This is a genomic window from Paenibacillus sp. (assembly GCF_035645235.1).
Lineage (GTDB): Bacteria > Bacillota > Bacilli > Paenibacillales > YIM-B00363 > Paenibacillus_AE.
Genome location: NZ_DASQMZ010000016.1, coordinates 1 through 23,009, shown reverse-complemented (window position 1 = coordinate 23,009; position 23,009 = coordinate 1). Strand labels below are relative to the sequence as shown.

At 61.5% G+C, this 23,009-nt stretch carries 22 protein-coding genes; 18 read left to right on the top strand and 4 right to left on the bottom strand.

The features are described from left to right. Positions 1-11 precede the first annotated feature (11 nt). Together VEZ38_RS01440 and VEZ38_RS01435 are read left to right on the top strand one after the other, a co-directional pair. Positions 12-2,924 carry an ABC transporter permease gene (locus VEZ38_RS01440; protein WP_324891219.1) on the top strand — a complete coding sequence of 971 codons (2,913 nt, stop codon included), beginning with the start codon at positions 12-14 and terminating at the stop codon, positions 2,922-2,924. A gap of 4 nt (positions 2,925-2,928) precedes the next feature. Next, a complete protein-coding gene (locus VEZ38_RS01435) occupies positions 2,929-3,828 on the top strand; it encodes an ABC transporter ATP-binding protein (RefSeq protein ID WP_324891217.1) in 900 nt (299 codons plus the stop codon). 128 nt (positions 3,829-3,956) lie between these two features. Here the strand turns inward: VEZ38_RS01435 and VEZ38_RS01430 are convergent, their stop codons facing one another. Beyond that, positions 3,957-4,865: a LysR family transcriptional regulator gene (locus VEZ38_RS01430; RefSeq protein WP_324891215.1), complete on the bottom strand. Its 909-nt coding sequence runs from the start codon at positions 4,863-4,865 to the stop codon at positions 3,957-3,959. A gap of 225 nt (positions 4,866-5,090) precedes the next feature. On the opposite strand from VEZ38_RS01430, the gene VEZ38_RS01425 reads away from it, so the two are divergent. The 9 genes from VEZ38_RS01425 to VEZ38_RS01385 all read left to right on the top strand — a co-directional run bounded on the left by VEZ38_RS01425 (position 5,091) and on the right by VEZ38_RS01385 (position 15,540). Further along, a complete protein-coding gene (locus VEZ38_RS01425) occupies positions 5,091-5,831 on the top strand; it encodes an isochorismatase family protein (protein ID WP_324891213.1) in 741 nt (246 codons plus the stop codon). 14 nt (positions 5,832-5,845) lie between these two features. Further along, a complete protein-coding gene (locus tag VEZ38_RS01420) occupies positions 5,846-6,580 on the top strand; it encodes an isochorismatase family protein (RefSeq protein WP_324891211.1) in 735 nt (244 codons plus the stop codon). Between the two features lie 2 nt (positions 6,581-6,582). Then, positions 6,583-8,193 carry an ABC transporter substrate-binding protein gene (locus VEZ38_RS01415; protein ID WP_324891209.1) on the top strand — a complete coding sequence of 537 codons (1,611 nt, stop codon included), beginning with the start codon at positions 6,583-6,585 and terminating at the stop codon, positions 8,191-8,193. A 75-nt stretch (positions 8,194-8,268) separates the two neighbouring features. Then, positions 8,269-9,216, top strand: coding sequence for an ABC transporter permease (locus VEZ38_RS01410; protein WP_324891207.1), 948 nt, complete (start codon positions 8,269-8,271; stop codon positions 9,214-9,216). Between the two features lie 105 nt (positions 9,217-9,321). After that, complete coding sequence (locus tag VEZ38_RS01405; protein ID WP_324891205.1) at positions 9,322-10,140, top strand: ABC transporter permease; 819 nt, start codon at positions 9,322-9,324, stop codon at positions 10,138-10,140. A gap of 77 nt (positions 10,141-10,217) precedes the next feature. Further along, complete coding sequence (locus tag VEZ38_RS01400) at positions 10,218-12,260, top strand: ABC transporter ATP-binding protein (protein WP_324891203.1); 2,043 nt, start codon at positions 10,218-10,220, stop codon at positions 12,258-12,260. Beyond that, positions 12,253-13,551: an MFS transporter gene (locus tag VEZ38_RS01395; protein WP_324891200.1), complete on the top strand. Its 1,299-nt coding sequence runs from the start codon at positions 12,253-12,255 to the stop codon at positions 13,549-13,551. Before VEZ38_RS01400 ends, VEZ38_RS01395 begins: the two co-directional genes overlap by 8 nt. Before the next feature lie 40 nt (positions 13,552-13,591). Continuing rightward, positions 13,592-14,299: an isochorismatase family protein gene (locus VEZ38_RS01390; RefSeq protein WP_324891198.1), complete on the top strand. Its 708-nt coding sequence runs from the start codon at positions 13,592-13,594 to the stop codon at positions 14,297-14,299. A gap of 5 nt (positions 14,300-14,304) precedes the next feature. After that, positions 14,305-15,540: an MFS transporter gene (locus VEZ38_RS01385; protein ID WP_324891196.1), complete on the top strand. Its 1,236-nt coding sequence runs from the start codon at positions 14,305-14,307 to the stop codon at positions 15,538-15,540. Between the two features lie 78 nt (positions 15,541-15,618). On the opposite strand, the gene VEZ38_RS01380 is transcribed toward VEZ38_RS01385, so the two are convergent. Then, on the bottom strand, positions 15,619-16,068 hold the full coding sequence (locus VEZ38_RS01380) for a MarR family transcriptional regulator (protein WP_324891194.1): 450 nt from the start codon (positions 16,066-16,068) through the stop codon (positions 15,619-15,621). A 148-nt stretch (positions 16,069-16,216) separates the two neighbouring features. Here VEZ38_RS01380 and VEZ38_RS01375 point away from each other — a divergent pair, with 148 nt between their 5' ends. After that, complete coding sequence (locus tag VEZ38_RS01375; RefSeq protein WP_324891192.1) at positions 16,217-16,585, top strand: DNA/RNA helicase; 369 nt, start codon at positions 16,217-16,219, stop codon at positions 16,583-16,585. Positions 16,586-16,649: 64 nt separating this feature from the next. Here VEZ38_RS01375 and VEZ38_RS01370 read toward each other — a convergent pair whose 3' ends face one another. Next, positions 16,650-17,561, bottom strand: coding sequence for an exopolyphosphatase (locus VEZ38_RS01370; RefSeq protein ID WP_324891190.1), 912 nt, complete (start codon positions 17,559-17,561; stop codon positions 16,650-16,652). Positions 17,562-17,823: 262 nt separating this feature from the next. On the opposite strand from VEZ38_RS01370, the gene VEZ38_RS01365 reads away from it, so the two are divergent. The 3 genes from VEZ38_RS01365 to VEZ38_RS01355 are packed head-to-tail and all read left to right on the top strand — an operon-like array spanning position 17,824 to position 19,891. Beyond that, a complete protein-coding gene (locus VEZ38_RS01365) occupies positions 17,824-18,030 on the top strand; it encodes a hypothetical protein (protein WP_324891188.1) in 207 nt (68 codons plus the stop codon). A gap of 18 nt (positions 18,031-18,048) precedes the next feature. Beyond that, entirely contained in the window at positions 18,049-18,894 is an 846-nt protein-coding gene (locus tag VEZ38_RS01360) for a beta-L-arabinofuranosidase domain-containing protein (RefSeq protein ID WP_324891186.1), read from the top strand. Further along, on the top strand, positions 18,776-19,891 hold the full coding sequence (locus VEZ38_RS01355; RefSeq protein ID WP_324891254.1) for a glycoside hydrolase family 127 protein: 1,116 nt from the start codon (positions 18,776-18,778) through the stop codon (positions 19,889-19,891). Before VEZ38_RS01360 ends, VEZ38_RS01355 begins: the two co-directional genes overlap by 119 nt. A gap of 55 nt (positions 19,892-19,946) precedes the next feature. Here the strand turns inward: VEZ38_RS01355 and VEZ38_RS01350 are convergent, their stop codons facing one another. Next, positions 19,947-21,215, bottom strand: a complete 1,269-nt coding sequence (locus VEZ38_RS01350) for an NAD(P)/FAD-dependent oxidoreductase (protein WP_324891184.1) — start codon at positions 21,213-21,215, stop codon at positions 19,947-19,949. Positions 21,216-21,330: 115 nt separating this feature from the next. Here VEZ38_RS01350 and VEZ38_RS01345 point away from each other — a divergent pair, with 115 nt between their 5' ends. The 3 genes from VEZ38_RS01345 (at position 21,331) to VEZ38_RS01335 (ending at position 22,430) form a co-directional block, all read left to right on the top strand. Next, the gene (locus tag VEZ38_RS01345) at positions 21,331-21,468 is read left to right on the top strand and encodes a hypothetical protein (protein ID WP_324891183.1); all 138 of its coding nucleotides are present in this window, start codon (positions 21,331-21,333) and stop codon (positions 21,466-21,468) included. Positions 21,469-21,479: 11 nt separating this feature from the next. Then, positions 21,480-21,914 (top strand): DUF3905 domain-containing protein, encoded by a 435-nt coding sequence (locus VEZ38_RS01340; protein ID WP_324891181.1) that lies wholly within the window; start codon positions 21,480-21,482, stop codon positions 21,912-21,914. A gap of 81 nt (positions 21,915-21,995) precedes the next feature. Next, a complete protein-coding gene (locus VEZ38_RS01335) occupies positions 21,996-22,430 on the top strand; it encodes a BrxA/BrxB family bacilliredoxin (RefSeq protein ID WP_324891179.1) in 435 nt (144 codons plus the stop codon). Positions 22,431-23,009: the final 579 nt, after the last annotated feature.

Below are 23,009 nucleotides of genomic sequence, written 5' to 3'. Positions count from 1 at the left end.
CGGAAACATAGATGATCCAGATGGTGCTTCGCAAAATGGCGAACAACCGGTGGCTGCAGCTGTGTCTGCTCGCCGGCTTAACCGTTACGGTCGCGCTTGTCAGCAGCATCCCGATCTATACCGACGCGGTGCTGCAGCGCATGCTGGGGAAAGACCTCGAGCGGCTTCAGGCGGAGGAGGGCGTTTATCCCGGCTCCCTATGGTCGAGGGTATACGTTCGGGAGGAGGACGACCCTGCGAAGGCGGTGCGGTCGATCGCGGAGATCGACGCGTATGCGACCGAGGCCGGCGGACGGCTGCCCGTGCCGATCCTTCATTATGTGCGGGAACGGGAGAGCGTGCAGTTTGCGGCCGTGCCGGCCGACGCGGGTCAGGCGGATCCGACGGTCGACCGGTACGCGAAGCTCGGCGCGATCGAGGGCATCGAGTCAAACACGACGCTGGTGGACGGTCGATGGCCGGACCCGGAAGCGGCGAAGCGCGGCGTGTACGAGGCGGTCGTCTTCGAAAACGCGCTGAACAAGCTGCGCATGGTGCTCGGCAATGAGTTTCACATCGTCCTTCGCAACGAGTCGGAGCCGGTCTCGGCGGAAGGCGGCGCGCCGATCGTCGTGAAGGCGGTCGGCGTCGTCAAGCAGGCGAGCGACCGGGATTTGTTCATCTACGGAGGCAACCCGGCCCGCTACGAAAATGTATTTCTGCTCCCGTTCGACACGTTTACCGCTTCGTTCTCCGGCGCCGATCAGCCGGTGCGCCCGTTAACGGCGACTTGGTATTACGCCGTCGATCATACGAAGCTGACGCTGGACAACGTGCGCGCCTACATGGGCGTCGCCGCCGGGCTCGACGCCTTCCTCGGCGAGCGGTTCGAGACGCAAGCCGTCAACAACGCCGCCGGCCAAACGATTGTATCGTATTTCGACCGGGAGGTGCAGCTGCGGCAGCTGCTGTGGGCGCTGAACGTTCCCGTGCTGATCATGCTCGGCGTCTTCCTGTTTATGGTGTCGAACTTGCTCGTGGAGCGCCAGAGGACGGAAATATCCGTGCTCCGCAGCCGCGGGGCGAGCCGGCTGCAGATCGTGTCCTCGTATGCGATCGAAGGGCTGATGTTGGGCGCGATCGCGCTAGCCGCCGGGCCGCCGCTCGCGCTCGGGCTGACGACCTGGCTCGGCGCGTCGAACGGCTTCCTCGAATTCGTGCGGCGGGCCGCCCTCGACGTGCGCCTCGACGCCGAAGTGTACCGGTACGCTTTACTTGCGGTCGGGGCGTCGTTCCTCATGACGATGATTCCGGCGGCGATCGCGGCGCGCAGCACGATCGTCGAGCGAAAGCGCGAGCAATCCCGCGCCGCGAAACGGGCGCTCTGGCAGACGATCGGCCTCGACGCGATCCTGATCGGCGTATCCTTGTACGTCTATTGGAATTTCGACCGCCGCATGAGCCAAGCGGTGACGCTCGGCGCGGAGGCCGGACCGATCGATATCGATCCGCTGTTGTTTTTCGTGCCGGCGCTGTTTATGGCGGGCTTCGGCCTGCTGCTGCTTCGGATTTATCCTTGGGCGATCCGGCTGCTGTACTGGCTCGGCCGCGCCTGGTGGCCGCCTTCGTTGTACACGATCTTGCTGGATATCGGCCGGGGCGGCGCAAGGTATCATTATTTAATGATCTTCCTAGTGCTTACCGTCGGCATCGGCATGTACAGCGCCAGCGCCGCGCGCACGATGAATCAAAATCTCGAGGATTCGATCCGGTACGGCGTCGGGGCGGATTTGCGCCTGTCGACGCGGTGGGAAAACAACGCCCCGCCGCCGGGCATGGGCGGGGCGCCGTCCTCGGCGCCCTCCGCGAACGCGAGTCCGGAGGAAGCGGCTTCGCCGGCGGTGCTGCAATATATCGAGCCGCCGTTCGCCCCGTACGAATCGCTGCCCGGCGTCGAAAGCGTGGCCAAGGTGTTCGTTAAGGAAGACGCCTTCATGGAAACCCAGTCGGCGAGGGGCAACGTACAGCTGTACGGCATCGAGACGGACGACTTCGGCCGGACGGCTTGGTTTCGGGACGGCCTGCTGCGGCATCACTTCCACGAGTACTTGAATTTAATCGCGGAGGACCCTTCCGCGGCGCTCATCTCGCGTACGCTCGCCGAGCAGCGCTCGATCGCGCCCGGGGACGCGATTCGGGTTCACTGGGGCAACCGCGAAGCGGCGCTGTTTACGGTATACGGCATCGTCGATTACTTCCCCGGCTTCTCGCCGGTGCCGCCGAAGGACGCTTCGGTGATGACCGACGGCACGCCGGTCGCCCCGATGCTCATCGTCGGCAACCTGAGCTACATTCAAAACCGGATCGGACTCGAGCCGTACGAGGTATGGTTGAAGCTCGAACCGGACGCGTCCCGGGAGGCGGCGTTCGCCGCCATTCGGGAACGGGGGCTGCCGGTGTTCCAGGCGGAGGACGCGCGCGAGCAGCTCGTGCGGATGAAGAACGACCCGTACCAGCTGTCGATCAACGGGGTCATGACGCTCGGCTTCCTTATTTCGGTGCTGGTCAGCTTTATTGGCTTCCTATTGTATTGGATCCTGTCCATGCAAGGCCGCGCGATGCAGTTCGGGCTGTTCCGGGCGATCGGCATGTCGTTCCGCAGCTTGCTCGGCCTGCTCGCCGTCGAACAGCTGCTGACGACCGCCGCGGCGCTCGTCTTCGGCATCGGCACCGGCATCGTCGCCTGCCGCCTGTTCGTGCCGATGTTCCGGCTCGCCTTCGAGCCGTCGGCGCAGGTGCCGCCGTTCCGCGTCTTGATCGAAGCCTCGGACATGCTCGGCCTCGGCGCGCTCGTGTTCGGCATGATCTTGGCGGGCTTCGCGGCGCTCGGCTGGATCGTATCCCGCATCCAGATGCATCAGGCGCTCAAGCTCGGGGAGGACTGATCGGATGATTCATTGCGAGGACTTGGTGAAAATTTATAAGACCGCCGATCTGGAAGTGTTCGCGCTGCAGGGGCTCGATTTACACGTAGAGCAGGGCGAGCTGATGGCGATCATCGGCAACAGCGGCAGCGGCAAGTCGACGCTGCTGAATATGCTCGGCGGCCTCGATCGGCCGTCGGCGGGCAAGCTGTCGGTGAACGGCGTCGATCTGCTGAAGTGCTCGGAGAAGGAATTGATCCGGTACAAGCGCGAGAGCGTCGGCTTCGTCTGGCAAAACAACGCCCGCAACCTGATTCCGTATTTAACGGCGCTGCAGAACGTCGAGCTTCCGATGCTGCTCCGCGGAAAGAAGCGCCGCTTGCGGGCGCTCGAGCTGCTCGACGCGGTCGGGCTGAGCCACCGCGTGAACAACAAGCTCACGCAGCTGTCCGGCGGCGAGCAGCAGCGCGTCGCGATCGCCATCGCGCTCGCGAACGAGCCGCGGCTCCTGCTCGCCGACGAGCCGACCGGCTCGGTCGACAGCAAGATGGCCGACCAAATTCTCGACCTGTTCCGCTCGGTCAATCGGCAATACGGCGTCACCGTCGTCATCGTCACGCACGACCCGCTGCTCGCCAGGAAGGTCGACCGCGTCGTCGCCATCCGCGACGGCAAGACGTCGTCGGAGATGATTCGGCGCACGAGCTACGCCGAAGAGCTGGCGAGCCTTCAAGGGGAAGCCGCCGCGACGGCGGCGGGCGCGGCGGCTTCGCACGAGGAATACGCGGTGCTCGACCGCGCGGGTCGGCTGCAAATTCCGGAGGCGTACCTCGAGGAAGCCGGCCTGAAAGCCTCGCCTCGCGTGCGCGTCAAGATGCAGGACGGCGCCATCGTCCTGACCCCGCCGGAAGCGGATAAAGGGTAGGGCGCCCATCGAAACCGGGAACCGTCGGACCGCGCGGAAAAGCAGGATTCCGACAGAGAGACAATGTTTGCATACGCACGGACCATGAAAACTCGTCGCCGCACGAGTTTTTTTTTTATTTCCAGCCCTTAGGCGAGGGGGGTGTGTCGCAGACGCTCCATATAGGTTTGGAAATGCGCCATGAAAAGATGGTCCAAGCTGTTTAACTCCGTGCTTCGGTACATCAAAAAGACATTGCTCTCCGGGAACGGATTGTCGACGATATCGACGGCTACGACGTCCCCCCGCAGCAGCTCGTCGCGGAGAAAGAGCGGTCCCGAAAAGAAGACGCCGAGATTACGTATGACCATGTTTTTAATGAGATGCATGTTGTTCGTCTCGTACTTCAAGTCGTATTGCAAATTATGTCGGCTCAGCGAGACGTCGATCATCTTCCGATATAGCGTATCCGGTTGATACAAAATCAGCTTTTGATTGCGGATGTCGCCGATCGGAATTTTCGCCGTCTTCGCGAACGGATGCCGGGGAGACACGATCAGCTTGACCTCCTCGGAGTGTACCTGGCGGAACGACAATTGCGGGTCGTTGACGGCGTAACGCGTAATGCCGACCTGGAATTCCCGTTCTTTCATGCGCCGAATTTGATCCTTCGAGGAATAGCTTAAAATTTGAATGTCGACGTCAGGGTATCGTTCGATGAAGGCTTCCATTACGACCGGCAGCGCCGATCCGGCGAACGAATTGTTGCAGCCGATCGTCAGCTTGCCCTGGAGACCCTGTTTCAACCGGCTTACGGCTTCCTTGCCTTCCTCGTAAGAAGAGGTCATCTTCTGGGCGTACGGCAGGAAGGTACGTCCCTCTTCGGTTAACGTGACGCCTCGCTTGTCCCGGATAAACAGCGGTTGACCGAGCTCCGCCTCAAGCTGCTTAATGCGGTTGGAGACGGTCGGCTGCGGAAGATACAAGTATTCGGCCGCTTTCATATAACTGCCGAGCTGATAGACGGCGAGGAACGTGGAAATTTGGTCTAAGTTCAAGACGACCCCCCAATCAACATGCATATAACATTAATATGACAGGTTTCCTTTCATATTTCAATAAACCCTGCAAGGGAATGGATGGATACAACGTTTTCATTCAATTTTTGAATGTAAGCATCCAGATCCGGTTGTTTACAGAGGGGCATACAGCACGTAGTATGAACTTACGACAAGTATGCGTGTTAAGTAATATTACACAAACAAGTGAACGGGGGGCACGCCATGCATCATCTGGAGCACAAATGGCTTGAATTTATGACGGAGCGTGACAAGGAGCACCATCGCGTCTGGGGAAAAAAAGCCTTGGCCGGTTTCGGCTCCAAGCCGGCGCTTCTCCTGGTGGACATCTATTACAGCGTGCTTGGTTTAAAGCGCGAGCCGATCTTTGAATCAATGAAGCTATGGCCCGGCAGCATGGGGATGGAGGGTTGGGAAGCCGTCGATAAGACGGCCCGCCTGTTGTCCGCGGCGCGGGCGAGCGGCATTCCCGTCATTCACGTGAAGGGGCTGCATTCCGGGGTGAATAAGTGGATCCGCCGGGGCAAGACGGACGCCGATAAACCGAACCCGGAGATGACTCCCGAGCTTATCCGCAAGGGGACGGAGATCGTGGACGAAGTGAAGCCGATCCCCGGCGAGCTCGTCATCGAGAAAGCGGCGCCGAGCGCATTCCACGGCACGCCGCTTTTATTCCAGCTTATCAGCCTCGGCGTCGACACGCTGCTTGTCTGCGGGGAGTCGACGAGCGGCTGCGTCCGCGCCACGGCGGTAGACGGCGCCACGCACCGCTTCAAGGTCGGCGTCGTGTCGGATTGCGTGTTCGACCGAACGGAGAGTTCGCATTACATCAATCTCTACGATCTGCATCAGAAATATGCGGACGTCGTCGATTCCGGGGAAGCGGAAGCGTACATGCGGTCTGCGGCCTCCGGCATCGCAGACGCGGCGGCGGCACGGGCATAAAGGGGGGCGGACGAATGCAATCGGAATCGTTGCAACGAGCGTGGGAAATGTTTTTCACCGAGCGGGATGCGGAGCACGATCGCCTTCGAGGCAAACGCGCGGACGCAGGCTTCGGGACGAAGCCGGCGCTGCTGTTGATCGACATTTATTATTCCGTGCTCGGCTTCGAACGGGAGCCGATTCTCGAATCCATGCGGAAGTGGCCGATGAGCACCGGGCTGGAAGGCTGGGCGGCGGTCGATAAGACGGCGGCGCTGCTCGCGAAGGCGCGCGGGCTCGGCTTCCCGGTCATCCATGTCAAGGGGCTTCACAGCGGCGTCAACCATTGGGGACGTTCGGAGCGGCGGAAGGGCGAAGTGCCCCTCACCGAGGAAGAGCGCCGGAAGGGTACGGAAATCGTTCAGGAGGTCAAGCCGCTCCCCTGCGAGCTTGTCATCGAGAAGGCGGCGGCGAGCGCCTTCCAAGGCACGCCGCTAGTTTTCCAACTGAACAGCCTCGGCGTCGACACGGTGCTCGTCTGCGGCGAGACGACGAGCGGCTGCGTCCGCGCTTCGGTCGTCGACGGCGCGACGTACCGCTTCAAGATGGGCGTCGTCGAGGAATGCGTCTTCGACCGGACGGAAATGTGCCATTACATGAACCTGTATGACATGCATCAGAAATACGCGGACGTCGTGTCTCTTGAAGAGGCGACGACGTACTTGGAACGAACGGCACGTACGAATTTCATTCGCGAGGAGGCGGAATGACCATGGAACGACGCAGTGCGCGGAACCGGAAATGGTGGCTTGCAGGCATGACGGCGTTGATCGCGGCGGTCGTCGCGGGGTGCGGGAGCGCGCCGAGCTCCGAGTCTTCGAACGGCGGTACGGCGGGGGAGACGGCGGGGACGGCGGAGACGTCGACGGCCGAAGGGGCGAAGGAGCTAAAAATCCGATTTTACGACGACCCGGCCGGCTTCGACCCGGCCAATGTTTTCCGGATCGAGAACGAGAACATCGCCTTCAATGTATTCAGCGGATTGACCACGTACGATTCTGCGACGGGCGCGATCGTCCCCGATCTGGCCGAGAGTTGGGAGACGCCGGATAACAAGGTGTGGACGTTCAAGCTTCGTCAGGGCGTGCAGTGGCAGAAGGGTTATGGCGAGTTCACTTCGCAGGACGTGATCTATACGTACCAGCGCAACGTCGACCCGGCTACGGCATCGCCGTACGCGACCGACCTGGCGAACGTCGAGAAGGTAGAGGCGCCTGACGACTATACCGTCGTATACACGCTGAAAGAGCCGGACAGCAACTTCCTTCACGTCGTCGCCAATTACCACCAAGGGCAAATCGTGAAGAAGGAAGCGATCGAGAAAGCCGGCGACAACGTGAAATGGGATCCGGTCGGCACGGGGCCGTACATGGTCGAAAGCATCGACCCGAGCTCGCAGATCGTTCTTGCGCGGCATGAACAATATTACAAAGGTCCTGCGCCGATCGAGCGGCTGATTTTCAACATCATCAAGGACGAACAGACGGCGACAATCGCGCTGCAGAACGGCGAGGTGGACGTGTTGATGCGATCCAACCGCCAAGAAAATCTCGACATCCTGGAGCAGGCCGGATTTAAGATGAACTACGTCGGCAATTACGCCGCCAATCTCAAGGTGTTCAATATGGAGCACCCGGCGCTGAAGGATAAGCGCGTCCGGCAGGCGTGGTATTATGCGGTGGATTACGGCACGATCGTCGAAGCGACCGCGCCGAAGCTCCAATCGGTCGGCAAGAGCATCTTGCTCGACTGGATGGACGTCTACAGCGACGACATCCCGACGTACGAATACGATCCGGAGAAGGCGAAGCGGCTGCTCGCCGAGGCCGGCTTCGAGAACGGTTTTACGGTAACGCAGCTGCAGACTTCGTCCAATGGCGTCACGGAGCAGATGCAGCTCGAGCAAGAATATTTGGCGCAGGTCGGCATCATGCTCGAATTCGAGCTCGTCGATTCCCCGACGTACACGCAGCGCCGCAACGACGGCGAATTCGAGACGGCGACCCGTCTGCTGCCCGCCGTTAATCCCGATATGATTCTGCTGAGCTTCCTCCATCCGGACAATATCGCTCCAAACGGCCTCAACGGCGCGCGGTTCAATGTGCCGGAGGTGACGGAGAAGATGGAGCTCGCTCGAGCGGAGGTCGATCCGGGGAAGCGGAAGCAACTGTACGCGGACATCCAGCGAATCGCCATGGAGGAGCTGCCGTACCTCCCCGCCTACACGAGCAACTTATACTGGCCTAGCCAGCAATGGGTGGAAGGCGTCGTCATTAATAAATTGGCTCAGGTCGACTTCTACGGCGTCGACATCCAAAAGTAAGTTCGGAGCAGATGCTAGAACGACTCCGGGCTCGCGCGTCGAGTCCGGAGCGTTCCATTAAGGGAGGTGCCGCCGGTGCTCATTTACGCGGGCAAGAAGCTGCTGCAAATGCTGGTGACGCTCTTCGGCGTCGTGACGCTCGTGTTTTTCGCCATGCGTCTCATTCCGGGCGATGCCGCCTCGGTCATGGCCGGCGAAAATTTGTCGGGCGCCGCGCTGGAACGGATGCGGGAGCAGCTCGGGCTGAACGAGCCGCTTTGGGCGCAATATTTGGACTTCATGGGCAATTTGCTGCGCTTCGATTTCGGTCAGACGATCACGACGAACTTGCCCGTCTCGAAGCTGCTCCTTAGCGCCCTTCCGATTACGATTACGATCGCCGTCTGTACGATCGCGCTGGCCGTCTTGATCGCCATCCCGCTCGGCACGCTGGCCGCGTATATGGCGAACAAGGGCAAGCGCTGGCTCGATAACGCCTTGACCTGGGTGGCGATGGTGCTCGACTTAATGCCTTCCTTTTGGATGGCGCTGCTGCTCATGCTGCTGTTCTCCTTGACCTTAAAGTGGCTTCCGGCGACGGGGCCGATTCAGTTCGACGATATGGGTCTGCTGCTGAAGCGGCTGGCGCTGCCGATCGTCATACTGGCGATCGGGCAAGTCGCGACATTGGCTCGCATCGCAAGAACCTCCGTTTTGGAGGTGTTGAACGAGGACTATATCCGCGCCTCGCGGGCGCTCGGCGCTTCGGAGATGCTCGTCGTCTTCCGCCACGGGCTTCGCAACGCGCTGCTTCCGATCATCACCGTCGTCGGACTTAGCTTCGGCAACCTGCTGAACGGCACCGTCATTACCGAATTCATCTTCGCTCTGCCGGGCGCCGGCACTCTGCTCGTGAACGGAATCAACAGCAGGGATTATCCGCTCGTACAGGTGGTCATTCTCGTATACGCCTTTATCTTCATCGCAGTAAATCTGCTGACGGATCTCGTCTACAAGAAATTCGACCCGCGGGTACAATTTTAACGGCGATCGCCGCTGGAAAGGGGACGTGAAACGATGGAGCAAAGTGCTGCCGGAGCTATTCGGTTCTGGAGGTCGTTCTCCGGCCGCAGGCGGGAATATCCGGGATTGCGCAAACTGATTCGCAATCGATCTGTGAAATGGGCGTTGGCGCTGCTCGTACCGGTGCTGCTCATAACCGCGCTCGCGCCGCTGCTGCCGCTGACCCCGCCGCTGCAGACGAATGTGAAGGAGAGCTTGGCCGCGCCGTCGCCGGCGAATCTGTTCGGCACCGACAAGCTTGGCCGCGACGTGTTCAGCAGAACGGTGGAGGGCATTCAAGTGTCGCTGATCGTCGGCTTCTCCGTCGCGCTGCTCACGGTGTCGATCGGCATGGCGCTGGGCACGCTCTCGGGATATTACGGCGGACGGGCGGACAGCGTCGTCATGAGCGTCGTCGACATCTTTCTTGCCTTCCCGTCGCTCTTGCTAGCCATCGGGCTTGTAGCGATTATGGGGGCCGGAACGATTCCCGTCGTGCTCGCGATTACGGTGGCCGACCTGCCCCGCATGATTCGATTGCAGCGGTCCATGGTGCTAAGTCTGAAATCCCGTCCGTTCCTCGACGCGGCGAGGACGGTATCGGCGTCGAATCGGTGGATGATGATGAAGCACGTGCTGCCGAATACGATCGCGCCGATGCTCGTAGCGGGCAGCATTACGGCGGCGAACGCGATTTTAACGGAAGCGAGCTTAAGTTTTCTGGGGCTCGGCATTACGCCGCCGGCGCCGTCGCTGGGTAACATTATCCGCGAAGGTCAGATGTATTTGCAGCAGGGGTGGTGGATCTCTACGCTCCCGGGGTTGGTTATTCTGATGATCGCTATCGGGCTTCATATGCTCTCCGATGGCATTCGCCAGGTGCTCGACCCGAAAGCGCGAACGTAGCGCAGCCGTATCTTACAGTCAGACATAACACGAAGACGCGCGCCGTCGGCGCGCGAGCTCGGAAGGAGCGCTGTCCCGTGGAGACACAAGCTTTGCTTCGCGTCCGCGATTTGCGAACGGAATTCGTAACGGAAGGCGCCGTCGTCCGCGCGGTGAACGGCGTATCATTCGACTTGCAGCCCGGAGAGCGGATGGCGATCGTCGGCGAGAGCGGATCGGGGAAGAGCGCCATGGCGATGTCGATCGTCCGGCTGATTTCCTATCCCGGCACGATCGCGGGCGGCAGCGTCATGCTCGGCGAGGAGGAACTGCTGACCCGAAGCGAGCGGGAGATGAACAAAATCCGCGGAGGACGCATCGGTACCGTCTTCCAAGACCCCATGACGTCGCTCGACCCGGTCATGCGCATCGAGGATCAGATGCTTCCGGCCATGAGGAAGCATCTCGGATTGACGGAGAAACAGGCGCGCAGGCGTGCCGTCGAGCTGCTCGAGCAAGTCGGCATCCCGGATCCGGAAGGCAGGCTGCGCAATTACCCGTTCGAGCTGAGCGGCGGGATGAGGCAGCGCGTATTGATCGCGATGGCGCTCTCCTGCAAGCCGCGGCTCATCGTCGCAGACGAGCCGACGACCGCGCTGGACGTCACCATTCAAGCGCAGATCGTCGAGCTGCTCAAAGGCTTATCCGAATCGACGGGAACCGCGATGCTTTTCATCACCCACGATTTGGGACTCGTCGCTCGCTTCGCGCAGCGCGTGGCGGTCATGTACGCCGGGAATATCGTCGAAATCGGCCGAGTAGACAATATTTTCGCGAACCCGAAGCATCCGTACACGCAAAGTTTATTGCGGACCATCCCGGGGGTCGGCGGCTCGCAGGCGCGGAGGCTCGCTCAAATCAAGGGCTTTCCGCCGGATATGCGCAGTCCGGTCGTCGGCTGCGCGTTCAAGGAACGCTGCCCGGTCGCGGAGGCGCGATGCTTCGAGACGTCGCCGGACTTGGAGGAGCGCGGCGCGGCCGGGCACCGGGCCGCCTGCTGGCGGCCCGACGGCATCACGGGAGACGCGGACGACGGCCTGCGTCCTACAGCCTCGTTCGCGGCCCCTGTCGGCGGCGAAAGCCATGGCGCGGCGGCGCGTCCCGACGCCGAGCCTCGAACGGTGCTCCGCGTGGAAGGACTCTTCAAGCGGTTCGTCGGCGCGCCTTCGGCGCCTTGGAAGCCGAAGCGGGTCGTGCAAGCGGTCAGAGGGGTCGACCTTAAGCTGCGTCAGGGCGAAACGCTGGGCGTCGTCGGCGAAAGCGGCTGTGGCAAGAGCACGCTGGCCCGGCTGCTGCTCCATCTAGAGAAGCCGTCGGAAGGAACGGTCGAGATCGAAGGGAGCCGGCTGGAGCGGTTGACGGGCGATGAGCTGCGGCATGCGAAAAACCGCATTCAGATGGTGTTTCAGGATCCGTACTCCTCCTTCAATCCGAAGCTGCGGATCGCGGATATCGTCGCCGAGCCGCTGCACGTGCAGCGCATCGGCACGAAGGAGGAGCGGGAACGGCGGGTGCGCGAGCTGCTCACGAAGGTCGGCCTCGACCCGGTCTTTATGGATCGTTATCCGAATCAGCTGAGCGGCGGGCAGCGGCAGCGGGTCGGCATCGCCCGGGCGCTCGCGCTCGAGCCGTCCGTCATCGTGGCGGACGAACCGACCTCCGCGCTGGACGTCTCCGTCCGGGCGCAGGTCATTAACCTTATGTGCGACCTGAAGGAAGAGATGGGCATCAGCTTCGTGTTCATTTCCCACGACTTGTCTACCGTTCGACATATTTCCGATCGTATCGTCGTCATGTATTTGGGGCGAATCGTGGAGCAAGGGCCGACCAAGGACGTGTTCGCCCGCCCGATTCATCCGTACACGAAGGCGCTGCTGGCCGCCGTGCCCGAGCCGGATCCGGCGCTTGAGGCGACCCGGGAGACGGCGGTCATCGCCGGCGAGCTGCCGAGCCCGGCGAATCCGCCTAAGGGCTGCGCGTTCCATTCCCGCTGCCCGGCGGCGAAGGCCGATTGTTTGGAACGCGTTCCCGAGCTTACGGAGGTCGCCGAGGACAGGTTCGCCGCCTGCCATTATGTATAATCGCGCGGGGCGGAACATCGGTATTTACGGCGGCGGCGTCTTCTTCGCCCTGAACACGATCGCCCAGCCGTACTTCGCGCTCATTGCGGAAGGGCTCGGGGCGTCGACCGCGACGATCGGCCTGATGGTGACGCTTCGAGCGCTGCTGCCGCTGTTTATCGCGATGCCGATCGGACAGCTGATCGATTCGATTGGCGCGCTCCGCATGACCATAGCGGGCGTCGCGCTGCTGACCGTCTCGCTCGCCATGATGGCCTTCGGCGCCGATCTTGCCACGTTGGCCGCTTCGCAGCTCATACTGGGCGCCGCGATCATGGTGGTGGCTTCGTCGCTGCAGGTGCTGGCCGCCGACGGCGAGAAAGAGAAGGCAAGGCGCAACCGCAATATTAACCGTTACTCCATGTGGACCTCCGTCGGAGGCATGGCCGGTCCGCTGCTCGGCGGAGCGCTGGTGGGAGCGGTGGGCGTCGGACTCGCCGGCTACCGAGCCGCCTTCCTCGCCTCGACGGTCGTCAGCCTCGCCTCGCTGCTGCTGGTCTGGGCGATTGCCCGGAAGGGAGGCGCGCTCTCGGCGGACGGGGAGTCGGAAGCCGAACGTAACGTCTCCGCTCGGGAGACGGCCGTGCAAGCGAGGCGGTTACTTCGTCCGAGCAGCATCGTTGAAAGCTACTTAAGCGGCATGCATCTCATGCGTTACCGCGGCGTGCAATTCGGCTTGATCGCTACGTTCCTCATTATGTTTATTCAATCGATGTTTATGAGCTTCATTCCGTTGTACTTGCATTCGCTCGGCTACGGCGCATGGACGATCTCCGCGGTCGTCTCGATTTCCGGATTGGCGGGCCTTGTCTCGCGGGTATCGCTCGAGTGGATCATGAAGCGATCGTCGCTGGAGCGCATCTTGCTTGCGGCCGGCGGCATCGCGGCGTCATCGCTTCTGTTGATCCCCGTCGCGTCGCTTCACGTCGTCAGCATTGCGGCGCTGACGTTCCTGATCGGCAGCGCCGTCGGGATCAACCTGCCCGTCAGCATTATGATTATGGTCGACGAGGCGCTCGACCGCGATCGCGGCAAGGTCGTGGGCCTGAGGCTGCTGTCGAACCGCGTCTCGCAAATCGTCAGTCCGGCGATGTTCGGCGCGCTCGGTCAATGGCTCGGGCTGAGCGCTGCATTCTACGTAGGCGGCGGCGCGTTGGTGGCCGCGATGGCGGGCTTCGCGTTGTACAGCGCCAAATCCGTCTCCGGGGGGGAGGCCGTACGCGGCGCGTCCCCTGAACGCGTCGAAACGTAAGAAACTGTATGACAATAACAAATTCGTGGAGGGTACCTATATGAAATACGCATTCGAGGATCATTGCTGGAAGGACGTCGTCGGCGAGGATATTTTGAAAATTTACCAAGCGTACGAGCGGGAGACGTTCGTCGGCCGGCAGCCGGCGCTGCTCGCCATCGATCTCTATAACATCGCTTACCAAGGCGGAAGCAAGCTTCCGATCGAGCTGCAAGCCGACTACCCGAGCTCCTGCGGCGTGTACGCGTGGGAGGCCATCGAGCCGACGAAGGCGCTGTTCGCGGCCGCCCGGGCGCTCGGCATGCCGATTATTTATTCGACGAGCGATACAAGGATGCGCAAGGCCGGCGGCCGCTCGGTAAAGGCGACGAATCGCCGCTCCGGGGCCGCTTCGGAGGACGCGTACGACATATTCGAGGCGTTCAAGCCGCATGATTCCGATCTCATCATTTATAAGACGCGCGCCAGCGCCTTCTACGGCACGCCGCTAACGGCGCAGCTGACGATGATGGGTGTCGACAGCTTGATCGTCTGTGGGGAATCGACGAGCGGCTGCGTACGGGCAAGCACGGTGGACGCCTATTCGCACGGCTACCACACCGTCGTGGTCGAAGAGTGCTGCTTCGATCGGAGTCCGATCTCGCATAAGGTGAGCTTGTTCGATCTGCATCATAAGTACGCGGACGTCATGCATATCGACGAGGTGCTCGGTCATCTGAGCCAGCGGACGAAGCAGAAGCCAGCGTAACGACGATGAGCGGTCGCGGAACCGGTCTCTACGCAATTTTCTTGTCGGCGGTCGGCTACTGGCTTAGCTTCAGCATGATCCGACCGATCCTGACGCTGTACTTCCACGACCTGGGGTACGGAACCGCGACGATCGGCTTGCTCATGTCCGCGCAGGCGATCCTGCCGGTATTTCTGGCCATTCCGCTCGGCGGGCTGATCGATCGGATCGGCCCCCGCCGGGCGGTGCTCGCCGGATCCGCGCTCGGGACGGGCAGCGGCGCCATGCTGATGGCGGGCTACTATCATGAGTGGCTGGCGCCGGTGATGCTGTCGCAAATCGTGAACGGGATCGGCGCGATGCTCGTCTGGAGCGCGCTGCAGGCGGCCGCCTCCGTCACGGCTCGAACGATCGACGGCGGGGCGAAGAAGAACGATCTGTTGTCGCAGTTTTCGTTCGTCGCCTCGCTGGCGCAGCTCGCCGGACCCGCGGCGGGCGGAATGTTGTCCGACGCGGGAGGCTACTCCGCCGTCTTCCTCGTCTTTGGGCTGCTGAACGCGGCGGGCGTCCTCATGGCGCTCCGGTTGCCTCGCGAAGGGAAGGGAAAGCGAAGGGAAGTCAGTTTTCGGTTTTGGCGAAGCTACGCGGACGGGTATCGGCTCATGCGGGACAATCGGGCATACGCGGCGGCGATCGGTTTGAATGCCGTCCTGTTCGTGCTCGTCGACGTTCGTTCGACGTTCGTTCCGCTCTTCCTCGCCGAGCAGCGCTTCACCCACGCGAGCATCGGCGCGGCGCTCGCCGCGGCCGCAGCCGCTTCGATGCTTATTCGTCCGTTCGTCGGCCGGCTGCTCGATCGGCTCGGGTATCGGGCCATCATGGCGGCCAGCATCTTGTCCGGCGGCGCCTTCATGCTGCTGCTCTCGGCGGGGCTGCCGTTCTGGGCGACCGCAGCGATCATGTTCGGCTGGGGACTGTGCACGGGCGTCAACCAGCCGATGGCGATGATCATGGTGTCGTCCTCGCTCGACGACCGGAACCAGGGCATGGGGATGAGCATTCGGAGCATGGCCAACCGGACGGTGTCGGGGCTGAATCCGTTAGTGTTCGGGGGAATTTCCGGCATCGTCGGCCTGCCGGTCGCGTTCGCCGGCATGGGCGCCGCGCTGCTGGCGTTCGGCGCGTGGTACCGGCTGCGGCGCTCGGGCGTTATGCCGAGGGAGACCGACGCGCCGCAAGGGGCGGCGAATTCGTCGGGGTAAGCGTCGTCGATAGGGCGCAGCAAAGAAGCGGCAGGCCGCGGGACGTTCCCGGGACTGCCGCTTCTTCGTCGCGAACGGCTACAGCAGCCGGTCGGCTTCCATGCCGAGCTTCTTGAGCAGCTCGATCGCCTGGTCCTTCTCGTCTTCGGTAAGGCCCGACATCGCTCGGTTCAGCACGCTCGCGTGCAGCGGGAAGATCGTCTCCATCAGCCGTTTGCCCTCCTCGGTCACGTCCGCGTACGTCACGCGGCGGTCCTCGGAGCAGTTGCGCCGGCTGACGTAGCCCGCGTTTTCCAGCTTATCTACCGTATATGTCACGCCCCCGCTCAGGATGAGCAGGCGCGACCCGATTTGTTGCAGCGGAATCGGCCCCTTATGATATAACAGCTCCAGCACCGCGAATTCGGTCTGATTGAGGCCATGCGCCTTAATGTCACGGGTCGAATGCTCGGAGACGCTGCGGAACGCACGATACAGCACGCGAAACAATCGGAGCGACCGTTCGATCTGTTGATCCATTTCGTCCATGCAGAATCCCCCTCTCTAGATGAACCGTTTACATACCATCATAGGGTCGCGGCGCGCTTTCGTCAAATCGGATTGCGTGAAACGGGCGGTTCCGGGACATACTGACGACTACCGTAAAAAATTCCCTGCCAGAAGGAGCGATAGCCCCATGAACGACCCAGCCATTCGATTGCGCTTCCCGAACGCCAGGGCGGCGGCGAAGGCGTTCGACACGCTGCAGGAGCTCGAATACCGCACCGAGCTGATCGCCGGCTGCGAACCGCCGGAGCTCGCCGTTCACATCGAACGCCACGACGTGCAATCCGCGCTCGAAATCGCGTACGCGTTCGAGGGAAAACTCGTGGAGCACGGCGAAGACCGACCGAAGCGGAGCGAGTTCGACCCGGACGAGGTCGTCATTCCGGCGCATGCCGTGACCGAAGACTTCAGCGATCGGTACATGACCGGCGAGAGCGACGATTTCCTAGGCGACGAGGCCGACGCCGTTCGCGAAGGCTACCGGGAAAGCATCTATTGATGCCGAAGAAAATGGGCCGTACCCCGCATCGTCCGCGGGGGCGGCCCATTTTCTATAGAAACGGTTATGCGTTCATCGTATCGATCAGGTCGCGCAGCACTGCATCGGCGTTCGCGTAGTCGACCTGGCACGTGCCCGCCGCCTTGTGGCCGCCGCCGCCGTGCTTCAGCATCAGCGCGCCGATGTCCGTCGTCGACGTCCGGTTAATAATGCTGTGACCGCACGCGAATACGCAGTTGACCTTGTTGCGGCCGTCGACGATCCAAATCGAAACGTTCTGCTCCGGGTAGAGCGCGTACACCATGAAGCGGTTGCCCGGGTAAATCGTCTCGACGCCGCGCAGGTCGGTCACGATGACGTTGCCTTCGGTGCGCGTGTATTTCGCGAGCATCTCGCGGAATTGCGCGTCGAGCTCGAAGTAGCGCGCCACGCGCTCCTTCACGTCCGGCAGCTCCATGATTTCGTCGACCGTCATCGTCGCGCAGTGGTCGACGAGGTCTTCCATGAGCTGGTAGTTGCTGATCCGATAGTCGCGGTAGCGGCCGAGGCCGGTGCGCGCGTCCATAATGAACGACAGCAAATCCCAGCCCTTCGGATTCAAAATGTCCTCCGCGCTGAACTGCGCCGCGTCCGCCTTGTCCACGCCCGCCATAATGTCGTCGAGCTCCGGGCCGAACTTCTCGCGACCGCCGTAGTAATCGTACACGACGCGAGCCGCGCTCGGCGCTACGCGAGATTCGCCCTTGTATTCGGTCTCCGGCTGCATGCGGGCGATTTCGCTCGAATGGTGGTCGAACCAGAGGCCGACGCCGGGCACGTACGGCAAATTCGCTAAAATATCGTTCTCGTTCACTTCGATGAGGCCGTCTTGCACATCCTTCGGATGCACGAACTTCATCTCGTCGACCATGCCGAGCTTCTTGAACAGCATGGCGCATACCAACCCGTCAAAATCCGAGCGCGTAATCAACCGCATTGCAGAACACCTTCCATCACGAAAATAGTTCGAACGAACCATGTATATTCGCCCTCCGTTCGGCGGATTCCTGCTGGATTCGGTTCGCGCGCGCGAAAATTCCGGGTAAAGGGAATTTCCCATCGCTTATAGAATTTATTTCGTAATTTCTGCACCAATTCGTAGTTTTGTATCCTTCGAGAGGGACGGAAGACACTCTATCATGGAACTCAAGCGCAAGGCTTTCAACCGCGCAACTCATACTCAAGGGGACGTGAGACGAATGAAGAAAGGCTTGGGCGACCCGTCCCGGGGATCCACCGGCGCCCACGAATTCGGGATCAACGCGACGGGGATTTACAGAGTGCCGCTGCGCAAGGGGATCCTGCCCACCGTTACGCTCTTGGACGGATCGATCGCGAACGCGCCGGAGCGCGTCATGGAAATTATCGGGGATGCCAAAGAATACGCTAAGCGATTCATTCCATAACTCATTGGGGGATACGGCATGGAGACGACGACAGAAAGGCGAGCCGTCTGGCAACAGGTGGCTTTCCCGCGAGTGACGATTAAAGACCGGTTCTGGAAACCGCGCTTAGAGAGCTTGAATCGAGCTACGTTCAAAACCTGCCTGGAGAAATGCGAGGAGACGGGGCGGATCTCGAATTTCGCCAAGGCGGCAGGTCTCATGGAAGGCAAACACGAGGGCATCTTTTTCAACGACTCGGACGTCTACAAGCTGCTGGAAGGCATCGCTTACTCGCTTACGACGACGCCGGACGCGGCGTTGGAAGCGGAAGCGGATCGAATCATTGGATTGATCGCGGCAGCGCAAGAAGAGGACGGTTATCTGCTGACCTACTTTACGCTCGAGCATCCGGAATTGAAGTGGACGGATATGGATAAACACGAAATGTATTGCGGCGGACATTTGATCGAAGCGGCGGTCGCTTATTTCGAGGCGACCGGCAAGCGAACGCTGCTCGACGTCGCCTGCAAGTTGGCCGATCATTACGACAATACGTTCGGGGTCGGGAAGCGCCATTGGGTCGAAGGGCACGAAGAGATCGAGTTGGCGCTTGTGAAGTTATATCGCGTGACGGGAGAAGCGCGATATTGGAAGCTCGCGCTATGGCTGCTGGAGGAGCAGGGGCCGCGGTCACGGCGTAGGAACGAGCTGGAATCGCCCCGATTGGGGGGCGGCCTATTGCCAAGACGACGTGCCCGTGAAGGACATCGAGCGGGTGACGGGACACGCCGTGCGCGCGATGTACTTATATACGGCGATGGCGGACGTCGTGCATGCGTCCGGGGAGCAGGAGTATGTCGACGCGCTGCACCGGGTGTGGCATAACGTCGTCCATAAAAACATGTATGTTACCGGCGGAATCGGCCCTTCGCACGATAACGAGGGATTCACGCACGATTACGATCTGCCGAACGAGACGGCGTACTGCGAAACGTGCGCTTCGATCGGGATGGTCATGTGGAACCAACGCATGAATTTGTTGTTCCGGGACGCCAAGTATGCGGACGTGATGGAACGGGCGATGTATAACGGCGCGCTGGCCGGCCTCTCGTTCGAAGGAGACAAATTTTTTTACGTAAACCCGCTCGCCTCTCGAGGCGACCACCATCGGGTGGCGTGGTTCGACGTCTCCTGCTGTCCTACGAACCTGGCGAGGTTTTTGCCATCGATCGGCAACTACATGTTCGCCGCGGCGGAAGGGGGCTTCGCCGTGAACCTGTACGCGAGCTGCGAAGCGGACATTCCGTTGTCCGGGGGAAATCGAGTGCGCGCCGACATGCAAACCGACTACCCATGGGACGCTTCGATCGACATCGCGCTGCACCCTGAACGGCAGGAACGGTTTCCCGTCATCCTTCGCATCCCCGGTTGGTGCCGAAGCTACGAGGTGTTGGTGAACGGGGAACGCCAGTCCGCTAAGCAAGCACCGTATGCTCAAGGGTATATTGTGCTGGATCGGGAGTGGAAGCAAGGGGATCGCATCGCATTAACGCTCGACATGGAGGCGCGCTGGGTGCGCTCCCGCCCGGAGGTCGCGGCGAATGTCGGACGGCTCGCCCTTCAGCGAGGTCCGCTCGTCTATTGCATGGAGCAAGCGGATCACCCCGGGATCGAGTACGACGAAGCGGCGTTCGCCCCCGACGCCGCCTTCGTCGTCGAGCACCGCGCCGATTGGTTCCATGGCATCAGCGTCCTGTCCGGGCCGGACAGCCGGGGCCGCCATTGCACGTTCGTTCCGTATTACGCCTGGGACAATCGCGAGCCCGGGTATATGCAGGTGTGGGTGAAGGAACACGAAAGCGAACAGCTCTACCTAGGGTAATAAACTTACCCGAACCTGCAATTTTACTACGCCCCGAACGATCCGGGATAGGAAGTTACCGACCCTCCGCCGCGTTCTTCCCCGCAGTATACCCTGTGGCGAACGCGGCGGTAATGTTATATCCGCCCGTATAGCCGTGGATATCCAGAATTTCGCCGCAAAAGTACAGCCCCTCGGTCAGCTTCGATTGCATCGTTTTCGGATCGACCTCCTTCAGGTTGACGCCGCCGCCCGTAACGAACGCCTCCTCGATCGACAGCGTGCCGGACGCCCACAGCTCGAACCGCTTGCACAGGTCCGCGAACGTCTGGAGCGCTGCCTTCGGAATTTGGTCGGCCTGCGTATCCTCCGGGATGCCGGCGCGCCCGAGCAGAAACAGCAGCATCCGCTCCTGAAGCAGCGGCCGGAAGGCGTTCTTCGCCGCTTTCTTCCCTTCGTCGCGCACGATGCCGGCGATTCGTTCCCACAACGCGTCGGCGCTTTCGCCCGGGAACAGGTTGATGCTCATCAGCACATGCTTCGTCTCGTATTTCTTGCGCGCCTTCACGACGAATTGGCTGCAGCGCAGCGCCGCCGGGCCGGAGATGCCGAAGTGGGTGAAAATCATGTCCCCTTCGTGCGTAATGATTCGCTTCCCCTTCGGGTCCCAGACGGTCAGCTCGATGCCGCGCAGCGAGATGCCCTGCAGCGTCTTCTCGCGGATGAACGGCTCGCTCGACGTAATCGGCACCTCGGTCGGATACAACTCGGTGATCGTGTGCCCGGCCGCCTCCGCCCACGCATACCCGTCGCCGGTCGAGCCGGTGTGCGGCACGCTCTTCCCGCCCGTCGCGATGACGACCGCGCGGGCGGGGATACGTTCGCCGTTCTTCAGCCGCACGGCGGCGACGCGGCCTTCCGCGTATTCGACGCCGTCGACCGGGGCGTTGACGCGGATGTCGACGCCGAGCGAACGCACCTTGCCGACGAGCGCGTCGACGACCGTCTTCGCCTTGTCGCTGACGGGAAACATCCGCCCGCGGTCCTCCTCCTTCAGCCGAATGCCGAGCGCTTCGAAGAACGCGATAATGTCGCGGTTGCTGAAGTGATGGAAGGCGCTGTACAGAAATCTTCCGTTGCCGGGGATATGCTTTACGATCGTGTCCAGGTCGCCGGCGTTCGTGACGTTGCAGCGGCCGCCCCCCGAGATGCCGAGCTTGCGGCCGAGCTTGTCTCCCTTGTCGATGAGCAGCGTCCGCGCGCCGTGCGTCGCCGCGGATACCGCCGCCATCAGACCCGAGGGCCCTCCGCCGATGACGACGACGTCGTATGCGTGATGGGTCATTTTCGAAATCCGTCCTCTACTGCTATATTGCGAATAGTATACCATGCGCGGCATGTTCTTCCGAAACTCGGCGAATACTAACGGTCGACAACGACGGAAGGAGTGACGAACGATCATGGCGAACGGCGGAAACAACAACGATTCGCGGGCGCAGCAGCGGCATGAGCAGCAAAACGACGCGCGCCGCGGCAACGAGGACAAGGTGCCGGGCATCGACAAAAAACTGAACGGCCCGAACCGCCCGGCGGAATAGGGGGGCCTACGATGAGCAAGAAGCATGAGAAGCGCGCCGACGACGCGGCGGCGAACCCCGATACGCCCGAAGAGGTGATCGCGTCGCTCGGCGATCCGTCGCTCGATCCGTTCGAGATCGAATTCGCGCCGGAGCACCGGGACCGCGGGCCGCGCGGCGCCTTCGTGAACGAGCACGGCGTCGTTATCGGCGATCACGATTACGAGTCTCCGCAGTCGCCGCTCGAGAATTGGTCGAAGGATACCGATCCGACGGTGATGGCGGGGGACGAGTGGGTACATCCGTACAAGGACATCGGGTTTCAAACCGAGGAAAATCGCGACTACTTCGAAAAGGGCATCCCGCCCAAAGGCGGCATCTACATGCATCCGACGGTGGACGTCGCCTATCCGTACAATTTGCAAGACGACGCCGCGGATGCGTCCGACGCGCCCGGGAAGAAGTAACGACAACGTATCGTCGACGTGGTATAATAAACTTGGCGAATGCCAAAGTTAACATATACCAGGTAAGGGAGCGTGAACCTGATGTCGATTACGTTCGAGATGTACATGAACGATTACATCCAGCCGATGCGCGACGAATTGACGCGCCTTGGCATTAGGGAGCTCCGGACGCCGGAGGACGTAGAGCAGGCGTTCAACGATATGAAGGGCACGGCGCTCGTCGTCGTCAACTCGGTGTGCGGCTGCGCCGCCGGCAATGCCCGTCCGGGGGTCGCGAAAGCGCTGCAAGCCGGCCCGAAGCCGGATCACCTGTACACGGTGTTCGCGGGGCAGGACAAGGAAGCGACTGCGAAGGCTCGCGAATATTTCGCGCCGTACCCGCCGTCGTCCCCGTCGATCGCGCTGATGAAGGACGGCGAGCTCGTGTTCTTCATCGAGCGGCACGAGATCGAGGACCGCAACGCGGAGCAGATCGGCGCGAAGTTGGCCGGCGCGTTCGAGCACTACTGCAAGTAAGAAGCTGCTAAGCTTCGCAGCCCCCACCCCTCGCGGGAGTGGGGGCTTTTTTTGTGCTTACGCCGTAGTGGGCCGGACGGGGGCCGCGCCTTCGCTGTTGCGTTAGACGCGGGGGCAGCTTCTAGTGACGCAGCGGACCTTCGCTCTAAGCGCAAAGTTTGGTGTTAGATTGCGAATAAGCGCAAATGTTGAGCATAACGGCGAGATAAGCGCAAATGTTGAGCATAACGGCGGGATAAGCGCAAATGTTGAGCCTATTGCGGCATGCGGCGGACGGCGGGCGGGTTGGGGCGTGTGCGTGCGAGGGCGAGCGGCGGTGGGTGACGTGGGAAAAGCGCAAATTTTGAGCATAACGCCGAGTTAAGCGCAAATGTTGAGTATTACGTGGCATGCGGCGGACGGCGGGCGGGTTGGGGCGTGTACGTGCAAGGGCGAGCGGCGGTGGGTGAGGCGGAGTAAGCGCAAATTTTGAGCATAACGGCGGGATAAGCGCAAATGTTGAGCTTATCTCGGCATGCGGCGGACGGCGGGCGGGTTGGGGCGCGTGCGATCGAGGGCGAGCGGCGGTGGGTGAGGCGG

What these genes read in the sequence shown, in the direction of transcription:
- VEZ38_RS01335 (WP_324891179.1), top strand. Translation starts at nt 21,996, where the DNA reads ATGTCGATTACGTTCGAGATGTACATGAACGATTACATCCAGCCGATG.
- VEZ38_RS01395 (WP_324891200.1), top strand. Translation starts at nt 12,253, where the DNA reads ATGTATAATCGCGCGGGGCGGAACATCGGTATTTACGGCGGCGGCGTC.
- VEZ38_RS01385 (WP_324891196.1), top strand. Translation starts at nt 14,305, where the DNA reads ATGAGCGGTCGCGGAACCGGTCTCTACGCAATTTTCTTGTCGGCGGTC.
- VEZ38_RS01350 (WP_324891184.1), bottom strand. Translation starts at nt 21,215, where the DNA reads ATGACCCATCACGCATACGACGTCGTCGTCATCGGCGGAGGGCCCTCG.
- VEZ38_RS01345 (WP_324891183.1), top strand. Translation starts at nt 21,331, where the DNA reads ATGGCGAACGGCGGAAACAACAACGATTCGCGGGCGCAGCAGCGGCAT.
- VEZ38_RS01415 (WP_324891209.1), top strand. Translation starts at nt 6,583, where the DNA reads ATGGAACGACGCAGTGCGCGGAACCGGAAATGGTGGCTTGCAGGCATG.
- VEZ38_RS01375 (WP_324891192.1), top strand. Translation starts at nt 16,217, where the DNA reads ATGAACGACCCAGCCATTCGATTGCGCTTCCCGAACGCCAGGGCGGCG.
- VEZ38_RS01365 (WP_324891188.1), top strand. Translation starts at nt 17,824, where the DNA reads ATGAAGAAAGGCTTGGGCGACCCGTCCCGGGGATCCACCGGCGCCCAC.
- VEZ38_RS01360 (WP_324891186.1), top strand. Translation starts at nt 18,049, where the DNA reads ATGGAGACGACGACAGAAAGGCGAGCCGTCTGGCAACAGGTGGCTTTC.
- VEZ38_RS01370 (WP_324891190.1), bottom strand. Translation starts at nt 17,561, where the DNA reads ATGCGGTTGATTACGCGCTCGGATTTTGACGGGTTGGTATGCGCCATG.
- VEZ38_RS01380 (WP_324891194.1), bottom strand. Translation starts at nt 16,068, where the DNA reads ATGGACGAAATGGATCAACAGATCGAACGGTCGCTCCGATTGTTTCGC.
- VEZ38_RS01340 (WP_324891181.1), top strand. Translation starts at nt 21,480, where the DNA reads ATGAGCAAGAAGCATGAGAAGCGCGCCGACGACGCGGCGGCGAACCCC.
- VEZ38_RS01440 (WP_324891219.1), top strand. Translation starts at nt 12, where the DNA reads ATGATCCAGATGGTGCTTCGCAAAATGGCGAACAACCGGTGGCTGCAG.
- VEZ38_RS01390 (WP_324891198.1), top strand. Translation starts at nt 13,592, where the DNA reads ATGAAATACGCATTCGAGGATCATTGCTGGAAGGACGTCGTCGGCGAG.
- VEZ38_RS01425 (WP_324891213.1), top strand. Translation starts at nt 5,091, where the DNA reads ATGCATCATCTGGAGCACAAATGGCTTGAATTTATGACGGAGCGTGAC.
- VEZ38_RS01420 (WP_324891211.1), top strand. Translation starts at nt 5,846, where the DNA reads ATGCAATCGGAATCGTTGCAACGAGCGTGGGAAATGTTTTTCACCGAG.
- VEZ38_RS01435 (WP_324891217.1), top strand. Translation starts at nt 2,929, where the DNA reads ATGATTCATTGCGAGGACTTGGTGAAAATTTATAAGACCGCCGATCTG.